The sequence below is a fragment of the Sphingobium sp. IP1 genome (genome assembly GCF_002708645.1).
In the GTDB taxonomy this organism is placed as follows: domain Bacteria; phylum Pseudomonadota; class Alphaproteobacteria; order Sphingomonadales; family Sphingomonadaceae; genus Sphingobium; species Sphingobium yanoikuyae.
On sequence record NZ_NOIW01000025.1, the window covers coordinates 10,759 to 25,621 of the forward strand.

14 protein-coding genes are annotated in these 14,863 nt (G+C 65.2%); 10 read left to right on the forward strand and 4 right to left on the reverse strand.

What is annotated here, in order from left to right; translation table 11 throughout:
- The first annotated feature begins 135 nt into the window (after positions 1–135).
- The 4 genes from CG471_RS11070 to CG471_RS11090 all read left to right on the forward strand — a co-directional run bounded on the left by CG471_RS11070 (position 136) and on the right by CG471_RS11090 (position 5,222).
- A complete protein-coding gene (locus tag CG471_RS11070) occupies positions 136–1,584 on the forward strand; it encodes an MBL fold metallo-hydrolase RNA specificity domain-containing protein (RefSeq protein WP_004212750.1) in 1,449 nt (482 codons plus the stop codon).
- Positions 1,581–3,119: a thymidine phosphorylase family protein gene (locus CG471_RS11075; protein WP_004212749.1), complete on the forward strand. Its 1,539-nt coding sequence runs from the start codon at positions 1,581–1,583 to the stop codon at positions 3,117–3,119. Before CG471_RS11070 ends, CG471_RS11075 begins: the two co-directional genes overlap by 4 nt.
- Positions 3,116–4,024 carry a ribose-phosphate pyrophosphokinase gene (locus tag CG471_RS11080; protein ID WP_004212748.1) on the forward strand — a complete coding sequence of 303 codons (909 nt, stop codon included), beginning with the start codon at positions 3,116–3,118 and terminating at the stop codon, positions 4,022–4,024. The genes CG471_RS11075 and CG471_RS11080 overlap by 4 nt, the downstream gene beginning before the upstream one ends.
- A 562-nt stretch (positions 4,025–4,586) precedes the next feature.
- A complete protein-coding gene (locus tag CG471_RS11090; protein ID WP_004212746.1) occupies positions 4,587–5,222 on the forward strand; it encodes a response regulator transcription factor in 636 nt (211 codons plus the stop codon).
- Positions 5,223–5,248: 26 nt separating this feature from the next.
- Here the strand turns inward: CG471_RS11090 and cueR are convergent, their stop codons facing one another.
- The 4 genes from cueR to copC all read right to left on the reverse strand — a co-directional run bounded on the left by cueR (position 5,249) and on the right by copC (position 9,723).
- Positions 5,249–5,647, reverse strand: a complete 399-nt coding sequence (gene cueR / locus CG471_RS11095; protein WP_004212744.1) for a Cu(I)-responsive transcriptional regulator — start codon at positions 5,645–5,647, stop codon at positions 5,249–5,251.
- Positions 5,644–8,001: a heavy metal translocating P-type ATPase gene (locus tag CG471_RS11100; RefSeq protein WP_037512059.1), complete on the reverse strand. Its 2,358-nt coding sequence runs from the start codon at positions 7,999–8,001 to the stop codon at positions 5,644–5,646. The genes cueR and CG471_RS11100 overlap by 4 nt, the downstream gene beginning before the upstream one ends.
- A 395-nt stretch (positions 8,002–8,396) precedes the next feature.
- Positions 8,397–9,341 carry a copper homeostasis membrane protein CopD gene (gene copD / locus CG471_RS11110; protein WP_020820523.1) on the reverse strand — a complete coding sequence of 315 codons (945 nt, stop codon included), beginning with the start codon at positions 9,339–9,341 and terminating at the stop codon, positions 8,397–8,399.
- Between the two features lie 4 nt (positions 9,342–9,345).
- Positions 9,346–9,723, reverse strand: a complete 378-nt coding sequence (gene copC / locus CG471_RS11115; RefSeq protein WP_007683372.1) for a copper homeostasis periplasmic binding protein CopC — start codon at positions 9,721–9,723, stop codon at positions 9,346–9,348.
- Positions 9,724–9,856: 133 nt separating this feature from the next.
- On the opposite strand from copC, the gene CG471_RS11120 reads away from it, so the two are divergent.
- From CG471_RS11120 to CG471_RS11145, 6 genes are all read left to right on the forward strand, one after another.
- Positions 9,857–10,129, forward strand: a complete 273-nt coding sequence (locus CG471_RS11120; RefSeq protein WP_004212738.1) for a hypothetical protein — start codon at positions 9,857–9,859, stop codon at positions 10,127–10,129.
- The gene (locus CG471_RS11125; RefSeq protein WP_007683368.1) at positions 10,129–10,569 is read left to right on the forward strand and encodes a periplasmic heavy metal sensor; all 441 of its coding nucleotides are present in this window, start codon (positions 10,129–10,131) and stop codon (positions 10,567–10,569) included. The genes CG471_RS11120 and CG471_RS11125 overlap by 1 nt, the downstream gene beginning before the upstream one ends.
- Positions 10,566–11,132: an RNA polymerase sigma factor gene (locus CG471_RS11130; RefSeq protein ID WP_007683367.1), complete on the forward strand. Its 567-nt coding sequence runs from the start codon at positions 10,566–10,568 to the stop codon at positions 11,130–11,132. Before CG471_RS11125 ends, CG471_RS11130 begins: the two co-directional genes overlap by 4 nt.
- Before the next feature lie 66 nt (positions 11,133–11,198).
- On the forward strand, positions 11,199–13,124 hold the full coding sequence (locus tag CG471_RS11135) for a copper resistance system multicopper oxidase (RefSeq protein ID WP_007683365.1): 1,926 nt from the start codon (positions 11,199–11,201) through the stop codon (positions 13,122–13,124).
- Positions 13,124–14,290, forward strand: coding sequence for a copper resistance protein B (locus CG471_RS11140; protein ID WP_037512056.1), 1,167 nt, complete (start codon positions 13,124–13,126; stop codon positions 14,288–14,290). Before CG471_RS11135 ends, CG471_RS11140 begins: the two co-directional genes overlap by 1 nt.
- Positions 14,291–14,380: 90 nt before the next feature.
- Positions 14,381–14,854 (forward strand): DUF305 domain-containing protein, encoded by a 474-nt coding sequence (locus CG471_RS11145; protein ID WP_004212732.1) that lies wholly within the window; start codon positions 14,381–14,383, stop codon positions 14,852–14,854.
- Positions 14,855–14,863: the final 9 nt, after the last annotated feature.

A 14,863-nucleotide genomic window follows, 5' to 3' on the forward strand; every position in this document is an offset into this window, starting at 1 on the left:
GATCGGCCATCGGCGTTCGGGCGACGCAGCTGTCGGGGAGCAGCAGTCGTGCTGCGGATTTTGCGTATAGGCGTGCGGCGTCCGCGAACCAATGCTGCGCTCACGAACATAATCGTGAGAGGCAGGCCCGCGTCCATGCAAAAGAGAAAGAAACGGCACCATTCCCGCGTGACCATCTTCGAGCGTGAAGCAAGGATCGATCTGGCCAAGCGCCCGGCCGATGGTCTCGGCGTTGCCTTTCTCGGCGCATCGGGAACGGTCACAGGGTCGCGTTATCTGGTGGACGATGGTGAAACTCAGATCGTGGTCGATTCCGGCCTGTTTCAGGGACCCAGGGATCTGCGCCGCCTTAATTGGGCATCGATCCCACCCGAAGTCGCGGATGTCGGCCAGGTGCTGCTGACCCACGCCCATCTCGATCACTCGGGCGCACTACCGCGCATGGCGCGCCTGGGCTGGGACGGGACCGTCCTTGCCACGCGGGCGACCGCGGCCCTGTGCGAGCTCCTTCTTCCCGACAGCGGCCATCTGCAGGAAAAGGATGCGGAGTTCGCCAACCAGCACGGCTTCTCCAGGCACCAGCCGGCGCTGCCCCTCTACACCCAGGCCGACGCGCGTCTGGCATTGCAGCTCTTCCGCCCGATCGAGTTCGGAGCGTGGCATGCAGTCACGGACGGCATCAGGGTGCGCTACCATCGCGCCGGCCACATCCTCGGCGCGGCGTCGATCGAGATCGACTGGAAGGGGCGGACAATCCTCTTCTCAGGCGACATCGGCCGTTACGGCGATGCGGTGATGAAGGATCCCGAGCCGCCCGCGCGCGCCGACTATGTCCTAGTGGAATCGACCTATGGCGATCGGCGCCACGAGCAGGTCGATCCGACAAAGACGCTTGGAGATCATGTCGAACGATGCGTCGAGAGAGGCGGGACGGTGGTGATTCCGGCCTTCGCCGTGGGACGGGTTCAGTCGCTTCTCTATCATTTCTCGCGTCTGCGCGCGCAGGGACGCCTCCGCGACATCCCGATCTTCCTCGACAGCCCGATGGCGATCAACGCGAGCGGGCTGATGTGCGATTTCATGGACGAGCATCGCCTGGCCCGCGCCGAGTGCGAAGCGGCGTGCAGCGTCGCGCACTATGTGCGCGAAGTGGAGGAATCCAAGGAACTCACCGCCAACCCCGCTCCCAAGGTCATCATCTCGGCCAGTGGAATGGCAACGGGCGGCCGCGTGCTCCACCATCTCAAGCGCTTCGCGCCGGATGGGAAGAACCTCATCCTCTTCTCAGGCTTCCAGGCGGCGGGCACCCGCGGCGCCGCCATGATCGGGGGCGCCCGGACGATCAAGATCCACGGCGAGTATATCCCGGTCGAAGCCGATGTCGCCAACCTGACGATGCTTTCGGCGCATGCCGACAGCGACGAGCTCATGCGCTGGCTCGGGTCGCTGCAAGAGCCCCCGCGCCATGTCTATGTCACGCATGGCGAGCCGACCGGCGCCCAGGTCCTGGCGAAGCGTGTCTCGGAGAATCTGGGCTGGGCATGCAGCGTACCGGCGCTGGGTAGCTGGGGCATGCTCGCGTGAAGCCCGGGATCATCGAGGACGCCGAAGTAGAGCCTGTCGCGACGACGCTGCGGGCACACCGCCTCGGCCTGTCGGCTGCCGGAGGTGATCTGATCGCGGTCATGCGCCAAGACTGTCCCGTCTGCCGCTCGGAAGGTCTCGCGTCGCGCGCGCAGGTCGCGCTGCACGCCGGCGGGCGGGAAATCGTCGTCTCGCTGCTGCACAGTTCCGCGGAGGCTCCAGCGCCCGGCGAGATCGGCCTGTCCGAATCCGCATGGCGGCGGCTCGGCGTCAGCGAGGGCGATCCGGTCGAGATCGCGCACGCCCAGCCTCTCGCCTCGCTCGCCGAAGTGCGTCGGCGCATCTATGGCAATCGTCTCAGTGAAGGGGCTTTTTCAGCGATCATGACCGACATCGCCGAGCGACGCTATAGCGATGTCCATCTCTCGGCGTTCATCACGGCATGCTCAGCGGTCCCGCTCGATACGGACGAAACGATCAGCCTGACCAGGGCGATGGTCGATGTCGGCGAGCGATTGCAGTGGTCCGGAGCGGTCATCGTCGACAAGCATAGCGTCGGTGGATTGCCGGGCAATCGCACCACGCCGATCATCGTCTCGATCATGGCCGCGGAGGGCCTGATCATGCCCAAGACATCGTCGCGGGCGATCACCTCGCCGGCCGGCACGGCGGACACGATGGAGGTGCTTGCACCTGTCGACCTCGACGTTTCCGCCATCCGCAAGGTGGTCGAGCGCGAAGGCGGCTGCATCGCCTGGGGCGGCGCCGTCAATCTCAGCCCGGCCGACGATGTGATCATCGGCGTTGAACGAGTGCTCGATATCGATGCCGTAGGGCAGATGGTCGCCTCGGTGCTGTCCAAGAAAATCGCGGCCGGTGCGACCCATCTGGTCATCGATATCCCGGTCGGGCCGACCGCCAAGGTACGCGGAACCGATGCCGCCGATACGCTCGAGCGCGCGCTGAGCTCGGTCGCCCAAGCCTTCGGGCTTCGCACGCGCGTGATGCGCGGCCCCGGCGCGGAGCCGATCGGACGGGGCATCGGCCCGGCGCTCGAGGCGCAGGATATCCTTGCCGTCCTCCAGGGGCAGCCGGGCGCCGAGGATCTCGCCCACCGGGCCTGCGAGCTGGCGGGAGGACTGCTTGAGCTCGCTGACGCGGCCCCGGCCGGCGAAGGCTATGCGCGTGCGCGGGCGTGTCTCGAAAGCGGCGGGGCCTGGGCCAAGTTCCAACGTATCTGCGAAGCGCAGGGCGGCATGCGGGCTCCACCGGTCGCCCGGTTTCAGCAGGATATGATCGCTCCCTATAGCGGCCGCCTGGTGAGTATCGACAATCGCAAGCTCGCGACGGTCGCGAAGCTCGCCGGCGCGCCGGTGGCCAAGGCCGCTGGCGTCGCACTGCAGTGTCGGCTGAACCAGATGGTGGATGCCGGGGCTCCCTTGTGTAGCATTCATGCCGAGAGCCCGGGCGAGCTCGACTATGCGGCGGCCTATGCCGTGAGCGACGGGCCGATCTTCGGGATTGAAGCGCTATGAACCGTCCCGTCCTGTTCGCGCTGCCTGGCAGCGAGGCCCTGGCACAGCCGCTATCCGCCGCGCTCGATGCAGAGGTCGGCACGATCGAGCATCGTCAGTTTCCTGACGGGGAAACCTATCTCAGGGTCGGAAACGACGTCAGCGACCGCGAGGTCATCCTGCTGTCCAGTCTCGATCATCCGGACGCCAAGCTGTTGCCGCTGCTGTTCGCAGCCGACACCGCGCGCGATCTTGGCGCTCGCAGGATCGGGCTCGTCGCCCCTTACCTCGCTTACATGCGCCAGGACATACGCTTCCATGCCGGCGAGGCGGTGACGTCGCGAACCTTTGCTGCGATCCTGTCTCGCCATCTCGACTGGCTGGTGACGGTCGATCCGCATCTCCATCGCTACCATGAATTGTCGGAAATCTACCGCATCCCAACCCAGGTTGTTCATGCCGCGCCGTTTTTGGCCTCGTGGATCAAGCGCAATGTCGCTCGCCCGCTGATCATCGGTCCGGACCTGGAAAGCGAACAGTGGGTCTCGCAGGTGGCGGCCGATGCCGATGCTCCGTTTCTCGTGTGCGAGAAAATCCGATCCGGCGACCGTCACGTCACCATCTCGATTCCGAATGCCCCAGCGTTTCTCGATCGCCAGCCGGTGCTGGTCGACGATATCGCCTCATCCGGTCGGACCCTCACCGAGGCGGCGCGCCAACTGGTCGGCATGGGGTTCGCGCGACCGGATTGCGTGGTCGTGCATCCGCTTTTTGCCGGCGATGCAGCGCAGGTTCTGGGTGGGCTTGTCGAAAGGATCGTCAGCACGAACGCGGTTGCACATGCGTCGAATGATATAGACGTCATGCCAGCGATCGCGGAGGCCGTTCGCCACCGGATTGAATGGCGTGCTGCGCGTCAGTTCTAAGACGGAAATGAACGCCCGGCAAACGCTGTGCGCGTCCTCATCCATTGACCCTAAACGAGTCCGAACCAATCTCCTGAGATCTCCCTTTCGGAGAAAATCGCGGCAGGGAAGGAGGATATGTCGTGTCGCACACACGCTCGTTCATCGATCCCCTCGACGTTGCTGGGCACCTGAAGCTTGAGCCCGAAGTAAAGCGCGCCACCCTGCTATCCTGGGCGTCCGATCGCGCAGCCGTCAAGGGCCAACCCGCCCCCCTCGCCCGCCGGGCGCCAGTAACCCGCTGCCGGTCGACGATGTGATGGAAGCGTAGCGATGGCTCGATCGCGCCGACGGCGGCGCGGGCAACTCGCATGCATCGTCCGGAGCAGAGACCCGGCAATGAGCCGCAGCGACCGCGGCATTGGTGTGAGCGGAGTAGCCGAACCCTCACAGTTTCGCTGTCCTTCGCCGTTTTGCCTCGCCAAATTTTTACTCTTGACCTGGGACCATAGTCCAACGTGCAGAGAAGTATCCCTTGAAGCGCTGCCCTCGCGGCACTGCGTATTGATCGATCTCGGGGGCTATGGGGAACAAGCGCGTCGTGCATATCGTCGATGACGAAGAGACAATACGAAAAGCACTAAGTTTCACGTTGCGGACCGCAGGGTTTGCCGTAGAAGCCTACGCTTCGGGGCCGGAGTTTCTGTTGAGCGCAGAGGACGCCGAGAAAGGCTGCGTGGTTCTCGACATGCACATGCCCGACATGGACGGCCTGCAGGTTCAGGCGGAGCTGACGCGACGCGGTATCGACATGCCCGTCGTGGTGCTGACGGGCAATGGCGATCCTACGCTCGCCGTACAGGCGATGAAGGCGGGCGCTGCCGACTTTCTCGCCAAACCGGTCGAGAAGGCCGCATTGCTCGGCGCGATCGACCGCGGCTTCAGCTGGCTTGAGAGTATAGCCCGTCGTGCCTCCGAACAGGCCGACGCTCTTTCGAAAGCCGCGAGACTGACGCAGCGCGAACGGGCCGTTCTGAGAGGAATTTCGCGAGGCTATCCAAATAGCCTTATCGCAGATGAACTCGGCGTCACGTCGCACACGGTCGAGCTGCATCGGGCCAGTCTGATGATCAAACTCAACGCGCAAAGCCTGCCCGACCTGTTGCGGATCGCTTTCGCCGTCGACCTGCACGAATCGACCGAAAACGGGCACCCCTAAAATTCTCGGCCGTGCGATGCCGGATGCTATGCGGATCGGGCCGCGGCCAGTTCGGCGATGATCGGACAATCCGGCCGCTCGTCGCCTTGGCAGCGCTCGGCCAGGTCGATTAGCGTGTCGCGCAGCGCCGTCAACGCCTCGGCTTTGCGCTGAAACTCATCGGCGCGGGCAAGGGCAAGCCGCTTCACCTCCGCGCTGGCACGGCCGGTATTGGCCCAAAGGCTGAGCAACGTGCGGATCTCCTCGATCGGGAAGCCGAGATCGCGGGCATTGGCGATAAACCGGAGGCGATGGAGGTCGCGCTCGCCATAGTCACGATAGCCAGCACCCCGACGCGCCGGCGCCGGGATGAGGCCGATCTTTTCATAATGGCGGATCATCCGCTCAGAGACGCCGCTCTGCCGTGACGTCTCGCCGATGTTCACAGTGCTTTCCGGTTGAGGCGCAGCGCGTTGGTGACCACGCTCACCGAAGAGAGCGCCATCGCCGCCGCCGCGATAATGGGCGAGAGCAGAATACCGAACAGCGGATAGAGCGCACCCGCCGCTACGGGCACGCCCGCGACATTGTAGATGAAGGCGAAGACGAGATTCTGGCGGATGTTCGACATGGTCGCTTGGCTGAGCCGCCGCGCCCGGACGATGCCAGTCAGGTCGCCCTTGAGCAGCGTGACGCCAGCGCTCTCGATCGCGACGTCGGTGCCGGAACCCATGGCGATGCCGACGTCGGCGGCGGCCAACGCGGGGGCGTCGTTGACACCGTCGCCGGCCATGGCGACGACCCGCCCCTCGCGCTTGAACCTGGCGACCACGGCGCTCTTCTGATCGGGCAGCACCTCGGCTTCGACCTCGTCGATGCCCAGGCGTCGGGCGACCGCTTCCGCGGTCGTGCGGTTGTCGCCGGTCAGCATGACCACGCGAATGCCCTCCGCCTTGAGCGCGGCGAGCGCTTCTGGTGTCGTGGCCTTCACCGGATCGGCGATCGCGAAGGCGCCGCCGACTGTGCCGTCGACCCCGATGAAGATCGCGGTGGCGCCATCCCGGCGCAGCGCGTCGGCCTGGCTGGCGAGCGCATCGGTCGCAACCCCTTTGTCGGCAAGGAACTGCGCATTGCCGAGGACGATGCGCCGCCCTTCGACCGTGCCGAGCGCGCCGCGCCCGGTCGGCGAGTCGAAGTCGATGACGTCGCTCGTGACGATGCCGCGATCCTTCGCGGCCTCGACGATTGCCAACGCGAGCGGATGCTCGGACGCCCGCTCGACCGAGGCGGCAAGACGCAGCAGCTCGGCTTCGTCGAAGCCGGGCGCCGGCACGACCTGGGTGACGGCAGGCCGGCCTTCGGTCAGCGTGCCTGTCTTGTCGACGAAGAGAGTGTCGACCTTCTCCATATGCTCGAGTGCTTCGGCATTTTTGATGAGGACACCGAGCCCGGCGCCGCGGCCGACCCCGACCATGATCGACATCGGCGTTGCCAGCCCCAGTGCGCAGGGACAGGCGATGATCAGCACGGCGACCGCCGCCACCAGCCCATAGGCGAAGCGCGGCTCGGGACCCCAGATGCCCCAGGCGATGAACGCGACGGCCGCGACCGCGATGACCACGGGCACAAACCAGCCCGACACCTGATCGGCCATGCGCTGGATCGGCGCGCGCGAGCGCTGCGCCTCAGCGACCATCTGGACGATGCGTGCGAGCATGGTATCGCGGCCGACCTTGTCGGCGACGATCACCAGCGCACCGGTCTGGTTGAGCGTGCCGCCGATCACTGTGTCGGCCTTTGCCTTGGTGACGGGCATGGATTCGCCGGTGACCATCGACTCGTCGAGCGAGGAGCGGCCGTCCTCGACTACGCCGTCGACCGGCACCTTCTCGCCCGGCCGCACCCGCAGGCGGTCGCCCACCGCAACCAGATCAAGGCTGATTTCCTCTTCGTTCCCATCAGAACCGATCCGGCGCGCGGTCTTTGGTGCAAGGTTGAGCAGCGCCTTGATCGCGCCCGAGGTGCGTTCCCGCGCGCGCAGTTCGAGCATCTGGCCGAGCAGCACGAGGACGGTGATCACCGCGGCCGCCTCGAAATAGACGGCAACCATGCCGTCCTCGCCGCGGAAGGCCGGCGGGAACAGCTGAGGCGCGAGCGTCGCGATGACGCTGTAGATCCAGGCGACCCCGGTCCCCATCGCGATCAGGGTGAACATGTTGAAGTTGCGGGTCTTGAGCGAGGCCCAGCCACGCTCGAAGAACGGCCAGCCCGCCCACAGCACGACGGGTGTCGCCAGCACGAACTGGATCCATACCGAGATAGACATCGGCACGAGGCGATGGATCGCGGGAAAGACATGCGCGCCCATCTCGAGGATCAGCACCGGGAGAGCCAGCACGAGGCCGACCCAGAAGCGCCGCGTGAAATCGACTAGCTCGTGGCTGGGGCCGCTGTCGGCGGTCACGGTCGCGGGTTCGAGCGCCATGCCGCAGATCGGACAGGACCCGGGATGGTCCTGGCGGATCTCGGGATGCATCGGGCAGGTCCAGATCGTGCCTTCGGGCGCCGCGACCGGCGGCGTCGGCGGGCCGAGATAGCGCTCGGGATCGGCGATGAATTTGGTCCGGCAGCCCGCGCTGCAGAAATGATAGCTTTCACCGCTATGCTCGGCGTGATGCGCCGTGGTCGCCGGGTCGACGGTCATGCCGCAGACCGGGTCCTTGACGCCGGTCGCCGCTTTAGCGGTGCCGTGGCCGCCGCAGCAACCGCCGCCATGCGCCGCTCCATGTGTCTCGTTCATCGCCTCGCTCCTTTCGACGCCTGACGATCTAGGGTCTGACACCGTGTCAGGGTCAATACGTAATCGCCTAAGTGGCCAAATCGGCGGGCCCGTTCGCTTGGCCGCCATCAGGCCGGGGAGCACGCCGTCGGCATTGGGCTGGGTATCGTCGATGCCATCGAGCCCGCTGCACGGTCAGGCGGAAGGCGAGCCGCATGAGACCCGTGCTGGCGGCCATAATCGGCGATTACCAGGCGCCAATCCGGGCGCAGCATGGCAAGCATGGCGGCACGCCACCGCTTCTCCCGCGCCCACAGGCGGATCGCGCGATCATAGTCTTTCGTCGATCCAGTCCCGCGCGGCGGGGTGTACGATTGCATTGGCTTCTCCCAACGCGAGGCGTTCGAAACGATAAACTACATCGACATGGGTGGCGACAGTGTCCCCAGCCAGGCGACCAGCCCGAGAATGACGATCGCAAGACCGCCTTCGACGACGAGGCTCGCGCGCAGCAGCGCCTGCGCCCGTGGCGCGTCCTCTTCCTCGATCGCCTGCGCAAGTGCCGGGGTCAGGCGATAACGGTTGAGCGCGGCCAGGCCCAGCATGCCGGCGAAGAGCAGCAGCTTGGCGATGAGCAGCAGGCCGTAGGTCGACTGCCCGAGAGACGCGATGTTGCCCGGGCCGACCAGGAACCAGCCGTTCACCGTCCCGGTCAGGATCAGCAGGGCGACGATGATCGTGCCGACGAGGGAGAAGCCCCGCAGCGCTTCCTCGGCGAGCATGACCCGGTCCATGTCTTCAGTGGCGAGATCATCGGTTGCGAGCCTGGTAAGAACCAGCGCAAGGAATGCGGCAAGCGCGCCGACCCAGGCGCCCGCGGCGAGCAGATGGATGAGATCGGCCCCCAGTTGCAGCCAGCCCGCCTCGCCTTCGCCGGCCGCGCCATGCCCGCTCCAGGCGAGGGTCGCGAGTGCGACCGCGCCTGCCAGAGTGGAGGCGATGAAGGCAGGACGGGATTGCCGGCGATAGAAGGGGATGGAGAGCAGAAGAACGAGGAGCGCGACGAGGCGCGCCTTCAGCGCCGTTCCCATGGACGTGCCGTTGAACAGCTCTGCGACCATGGAAAGATCAGGCTGGGTGAGCGGCAGCCCGGTCATGGCCGCTGCCTGCAACGCGAACCCCAGCGCCGACAGCAGGAGGGCGAGACAGGCGAGACCGGCCACCATTGCTACCATCGGCAGATGCCGCTGTACCATCCGGCCGCCGCCGGGCGCATAGAGCGCGAACAGCGGCAGGCCGAACAACAGGCCGAGATCGACGTAGAGCGCCCAGCGGACGGCGACGAGTGCCACGTCGTTCATGGCGTCACTTGACGGTAAAGGCGAGATTGCCCTGGATGCGGTGCGTGTCGGTCGAGACGACGTGCCAGGCGACCTGATAGCTGCCCGCCATGAGCGGCTTGGCGAGCGTCAGCACGAGCGTCTTGTCGCCTTCGACGGACGTCTTGAAGCCGGTTACCGCCATGCGGTGGTTGGGCATGCCGGGCATGCCGGTCATCACGATCTCGGCGCCCGACAGCTTCGGCATCAGACCTTCACTGAAGGTGAGCGTGATACGCGAAGGCGCCGAGACGCTGGCGTTCGCGGCGGGCGTCGAGGACACAAGCTTGGGATGCGCGTAGGCCGGAGCAGAAACACTCAGGCCGACGGCGGCGATAACTGCGAGAGGCGAAAAGAAACGCATTGGAACATTCTCCTGTAGATCCCATGAGACAATACGCAGCCCGAGCCCCCACCCCTCGCAATTATTCTTTTCAATCTACAGCAAGGGTTCCTGGACCATCGTGCGTATTGAAGGATGAAGACGGAGAAGCACCATGGATGAACTTGACCACCTGCTCTCGCGGTTGCGCGATGCGCCTCTCGATCCCAGGCTCGGCGGCCTGGAAAGCCGGGTCATGGCGGAAATAGCGCGCATCCGGGCCATACCAAGCCTTGGCGCTATGACGTTCGGCATCGCGGCCGCAACCGCGCTGTTCATCGGAATTGCCGGCTCGGCAGTTCCGACACGGTCTGCTGATGCCAAACCGCTATCGCCCTTCGATGCTCGGCTCGCGCTTGCGCCCTCGACGCTGCTGAGCTCGCAGTGATGCGCGACCGCCGCCGGCTCCTGCTCCTCGTCCTGGTGACCTTCGCCGCGGCGATCGCTGGCGTTGTCATTGGCCGCGTCTATGTGGTTCCAGTGCGCCCGGTCGAAAATGAGCTGCACGAGCTGCTCCATCGCGATCTGAAGCTGAATTCAGCGCAACACAGCCGACTCGAGACAATCGAGAAGAACTACGCGATCCGGCGTCAAGCGCTGGAGGCCGAATTGCGCGCCGACAATGCGCGTCTCGCGGAAGCGATCGAAGCGGAGCATGGCTATGGCCCGCAAGTCGCAACTGCGGTGGATCGCTCGCACCAGGCCATGGGCGCGCTGCAGAAAGAAACACTTGAGCATATCTTCGCGATGCGGGCCGTGCTGCGCCCGGATCAGACGGACAAATTCGACGACGCCGTGGTGAAAGCGCTGACGGCCAAATCCGAATGACCGCGTGCCTCCCCGACTGCTCGGACGGGGAGCTCGCGGCTCTGGCGCTTGGAGGCCGGCAAGCGGCCTATGGCGAGCTGGTCCGCCGGCATCAAGGTTGGGTTCACCGGCTCGTGCGCAGCCATGTCGGATCTATGGATGAGGCATTGGATGTCACCCAGGCGAGCTTCGTCGCGGCCTTTGCCGCACTCAACCGCTATGACGTAACCCGACCCTTCCAGGTCTGGATGTCCCGGATTGTCATCAACAAATGCCATGACTGGCGGCGTCGGCGAGCGGTTCGAAATTTCTTTGCCCTAGCCCTACCGCTCGGCGAGGCGGACGGCGTCGCCGACGACGCACCGCTGCCCGATCAGGCGATCGGGGCCGAACAGCAGCTCGCGCAAGCAATGAAAGCGATTGCTGCCCTGCCGTCTTCCCTCAAGGACACGCTTATTTTGCGTACGATCGACGAGAAATCGGAAGCTGAAACCGCCGAAATTCTCGGGATCAGCCAGAAGGCGGTCGAAACGCGCCTCTATCGAGCTAGGGCACGCCTTTCGGAAATATTAAAGAAAGTTTGAGGGGGATGAGGCCATGCTGCGTATTCCCAATAGGTACGCCCTCTTTCTTAAAGCTGAGACAACCGAATGATTTCTGCTCTCGACCGCCGCCAGTTCCTCCGCGGCGCGGCCCTCGCCGGCGGCGGCGCAGCATTGTCAGCCTGGCTGCCGGCCTGGGCGCAGACGATCTCGCCGGGGATGCGACCGACGCTGCCGACCGTGTCGGGCGAAGACATCACGCTCACCATCGCCCGGCAGTCGATGACCATCGACGGGCGCAAGTTCCGGGCAATCGGCCTCAACGGCACGGTCCCCGCCCCGCTGATCCGGCTGCGCGAGGGCCAGCGCGTGCGGCTCAACGTCATCAATCAGCTGGAGGAGGACAGCTCGATCCACTGGCACGGGCTGATCCTGCCGGCCAATATGGACGGTGTGCCGGGCGTGTCTTTTCCGGGCATCAAGCCGGGCTCGAACTACCTCTACCAGTTCTCCGTCGTGCAAAGCGGCACCTACTGGTACCACAGCCATTCAGGCCTGCAGGAACAGGAAGGCCATTACGGCCCGATCATCATCGATCCCGCCGGTGCCGATCCGGTCGCCTATGACCGCGAGCATGTCATCGTGCTCGCCGATCACAGCGCGCTCTCGCCGCAGGCGATCTTCCGGCGCCTCAAGGTCAACCCCGGCCATTTCAATTTCCAGCGCCAGACCCTGGCCGGGCTCCTGTCGGGCAAGGATCAGCCGCTCAAGGACCGGCTCGACTGGGGCCAGATGCGGATGGACCCGGCCGACATCTCCGATGTGACCGGATCCACCTACACCTATCTCGTCAACGGCCATGGTCCGATGGACAACTGGACCGCGCTCTTCACCCCGGGCGAACGGGTGCGGCTGCGGGTCATCAATGCGTCGGCGATGACCACCTTCAACGTCCGCATCCCCGGCCTGCCGCTGACCATCGTCCAGGCCGACGGGCAGAATGTGGTGCCGGTCACCGTCGACGAGTTCCAGGTTGGTGTTGCCGAGACCTACGACGTCGTTGTCAGCCCAGGCGATGACAAGGCCTACACCCTTGTCGGCGAGGCGATCGACCGCTCGGGCATGGCGCGTGCCACGCTCGCGCCGCGCGCCGGCATGGCCGGCGAGGTTCCCCCCTTACGCAAACGGCCGCTCGCCGACATGAAGGACATGGGCATGGACATGTCCTCGATGCCGGGCATGGAAGGCATGGACATGTCGGGCGGCGCTATGCGGGGCGTCGATCCGACGGCCGAGAAGAACGCGTCCGCGCGCCTCGCGACCGGCGCGGCGGCAGCGATGGCGACCATGGACAATAGCGCCATGGCAGGCATGGATCATTCGGGGATGGATCATTCCGCGATGAGCGGGATGGACCACGGCGCGATGGGCGCCGATGGCCAGATGGCGGGCATGGACCATGGCGGGCACGCGATGGGGTCGATGAAGATGCGAGACTTCTCGAACGCGCCGCAGGTGAAGCGCGACCCGAGCGTCCAGACCATCTCGCCGATGCCCGTCGACCGCACCGGCGAGCCCGGCCAGGGCCTCGCCGACGTCGGCCACAAGGTGCTCGTCTACAGGGACCTGATGGCGCTCGATCGCAATCCGGACGTGCGCGCGCCGAGCCGCAGCATCGACATTCACCTCACCGGCAACATGGAGCGGTTCATGTGGTCGTTCGACGGCGAAAAAATGTCGGACCATCACGAGCCGATCCCCTTCATCGAAGGCGAGCGGGTGCGCGTCAATCTCATCAACGACACGATGATGGGGCATCCGATCCATATTCACGGGCATTTTTTCGAGCTGGTGACGGGGCATGGCGATCATGCGCCACGCAAGCATACGGTAATCGTCCAGCCCGGCGGCAAGGTGACCTGGGACTTCACCGCCGACGCGGTCGGCGACTGGGCCTTCCACTGTCATCTCCTCTACCACATGCATGCCGGGATGATGCGGGTCGTGAGCGTCCGTCCGAAGGGAGACGCGTAATGACCCGCATCCTCACGCCGCTGGTGAGCGCGATCGCCCTTTTCGCTGCCGCGCCCGCCTTTGCCCAGGATCATTCAATGCACGGCATGCCCGGCATGGCGCCGCCGGGCGAGGTGCCGCCGGCGCAGGAGAAGAAGAAGGACAAGGCCGCCGCCAGGCCGCGCGCTCAGACACCAGCGCCAGACGCCACCTCGGCGATGGACCATTCGCAGCACCAGGCCAGTCCTGCGCCGCAGGGAGATGCGGCCGGTCAGCCGCAACCCGCGTCTCCCGCGATGCCGGACATGCCGGGCATGGACCACTCCCAGCATCAGGACGGCGCGATGCCCGACATGCCCGGGATGGACCATGCGCAGCATGGCCAGACAGCGACGCCGGGAACGCCCGCCATGCCCGGCATGCAAATGACCGGCACGGCGCTTCCGGCCGGCAATGCGCCCCCGCCGCCTCCCCCCAGCGACCACTTCGCCGATCGTGATTTTCCCGGCGCCGAGATGGCGCGCTCACGCGACATCATGATGAAGGACAGCGGCGGCAACAATTTCGGGCAGGTGCTGCTCAACCTGTTCGAGTATCAAGCGCATAGCGGTCGCGATGGCTATCGCTGGGATGGCGAAGGCTTTTACGGCGGCGATATCAACCGGCTCTGGCTCAAGAGCGAGGGCGAAGGCGAGTTCGGCCGCGGCATCGACAGCGCGGAGGTGCAGGTGCTCTATAGCCGGGCCATCGACCCCTATTTCAATCTTCAGGGCGGTATCCGCCAGGACTTCGGCCGCGGGCCCGACCGCACTTACGCGACGGTCGGCGTCGAGGGCCTGGCTCCCGGCATGTTCGAAGTCGAAGGCGCGCTGTTCCTCTCGACCAAGGGCGATGTTCTGGGCCGGGTCGAGGGCTATTACGACCAGCGCATTACCCAGCGCCTGATCTTGCAGCCGCGCGCCGAGGTCAATTTCGCCGCGCAGGATATTCCGGAGAACGACATCGGTTCGGGGCTGGTCAACATAGAGCTCGGCGCGCGCCTGCGCTATGAGTTCAGCCGCCAGTTCGCACCCTATATCGGCGTCTCTTATCTGCGCAAAGCCGGCGACACGGCGCGGCTGTCGAGGCTTGCCGGCGAGGACGTCCATGCGACCAGCTTCGTCGCCGGCGTTCGCTTCTGGTTTTAGCATCAGGACGGCTGATGGCGGGGGCGAACAGGAGAGCGGGGCGTTACACTCATACCAAGGTCGGCCGGCGCCGAGCGAAGGAGATACGCCATGGACCATTCGTCCCACATGAACACCCGGAAGATGGGCGCCTATTGGAGCCTTGCCGTTCAGACCGTCATCAGCGGCGTCATCATGTATCTGGTGATGTTCGTCATGATCGACGGGCTCGACAGCTTCTACAACAACCTCAACATGCTCTACATGACGCTGATGATGGTCGCGCCGATGGTGGTGCTGATGATCGTCGCCATGCGGCACATGTTCGCGTCGAAAGCCGCCAACATCGCGCTGATCGCCGCGTCGCTGGTCGCCTTCTTCGGCAGCTTTGCGCTCATCCGCACCCAGACCACGATCGGCGACACGGCCTTTCTGCGCTCGATGATCCCGCATCATTCCGGGGCGATCCTGATGTGCCAGGAAGCAAAGCTCAGCGATCCGGAAGTCATCCGGCTTTGCGAAGCGATCAAGCGCTCGCAGCGGCAGGAAATCGACGAGATGAAGGCCATACTCGCGCGGCGGTGAGTGGCACGG

What these genes read in the sequence shown, in the direction of transcription:
- CG471_RS11080 (WP_004212748.1), top strand. Translation starts at nt 3,116, where the DNA reads ATGAACCGTCCCGTCCTGTTCGCGCTGCCTGGCAGCGAGGCCCTGGCA.
- CG471_RS11120 (WP_004212738.1), top strand. Translation starts at nt 9,857, where the DNA reads ATGGATGAACTTGACCACCTGCTCTCGCGGTTGCGCGATGCGCCTCTC.
- CG471_RS11090 (WP_004212746.1), top strand. Translation starts at nt 4,587, where the DNA reads ATGGGGAACAAGCGCGTCGTGCATATCGTCGATGACGAAGAGACAATA.
- CG471_RS11100 (WP_037512059.1), bottom strand. Translation starts at nt 8,001, where the DNA reads ATGAACGAGACACATGGAGCGGCGCATGGCGGCGGTTGCTGCGGCGGC.
- CG471_RS11140 (WP_037512056.1), top strand. Translation starts at nt 13,124, where the DNA reads ATGACCCGCATCCTCACGCCGCTGGTGAGCGCGATCGCCCTTTTCGCT.
- copC (WP_007683372.1), bottom strand. Translation starts at nt 9,723, where the DNA reads ATGCGTTTCTTTTCGCCTCTCGCAGTTATCGCCGCCGTCGGCCTGAGT.
- copD (WP_020820523.1), bottom strand. Translation starts at nt 9,341, where the DNA reads ATGAACGACGTGGCACTCGTCGCCGTCCGCTGGGCGCTCTACGTCGAT.
- CG471_RS11130 (WP_007683367.1), top strand. Translation starts at nt 10,566, where the DNA reads ATGACCGCGTGCCTCCCCGACTGCTCGGACGGGGAGCTCGCGGCTCTG.
- CG471_RS11135 (WP_007683365.1), top strand. Translation starts at nt 11,199, where the DNA reads ATGATTTCTGCTCTCGACCGCCGCCAGTTCCTCCGCGGCGCGGCCCTC.
- CG471_RS11070 (WP_004212750.1), top strand. Translation starts at nt 136, where the DNA reads ATGCAAAAGAGAAAGAAACGGCACCATTCCCGCGTGACCATCTTCGAG.
- CG471_RS11145 (WP_004212732.1), top strand. Translation starts at nt 14,381, where the DNA reads ATGGACCATTCGTCCCACATGAACACCCGGAAGATGGGCGCCTATTGG.
- CG471_RS11125 (WP_007683368.1), top strand. Translation starts at nt 10,129, where the DNA reads ATGCGCGACCGCCGCCGGCTCCTGCTCCTCGTCCTGGTGACCTTCGCC.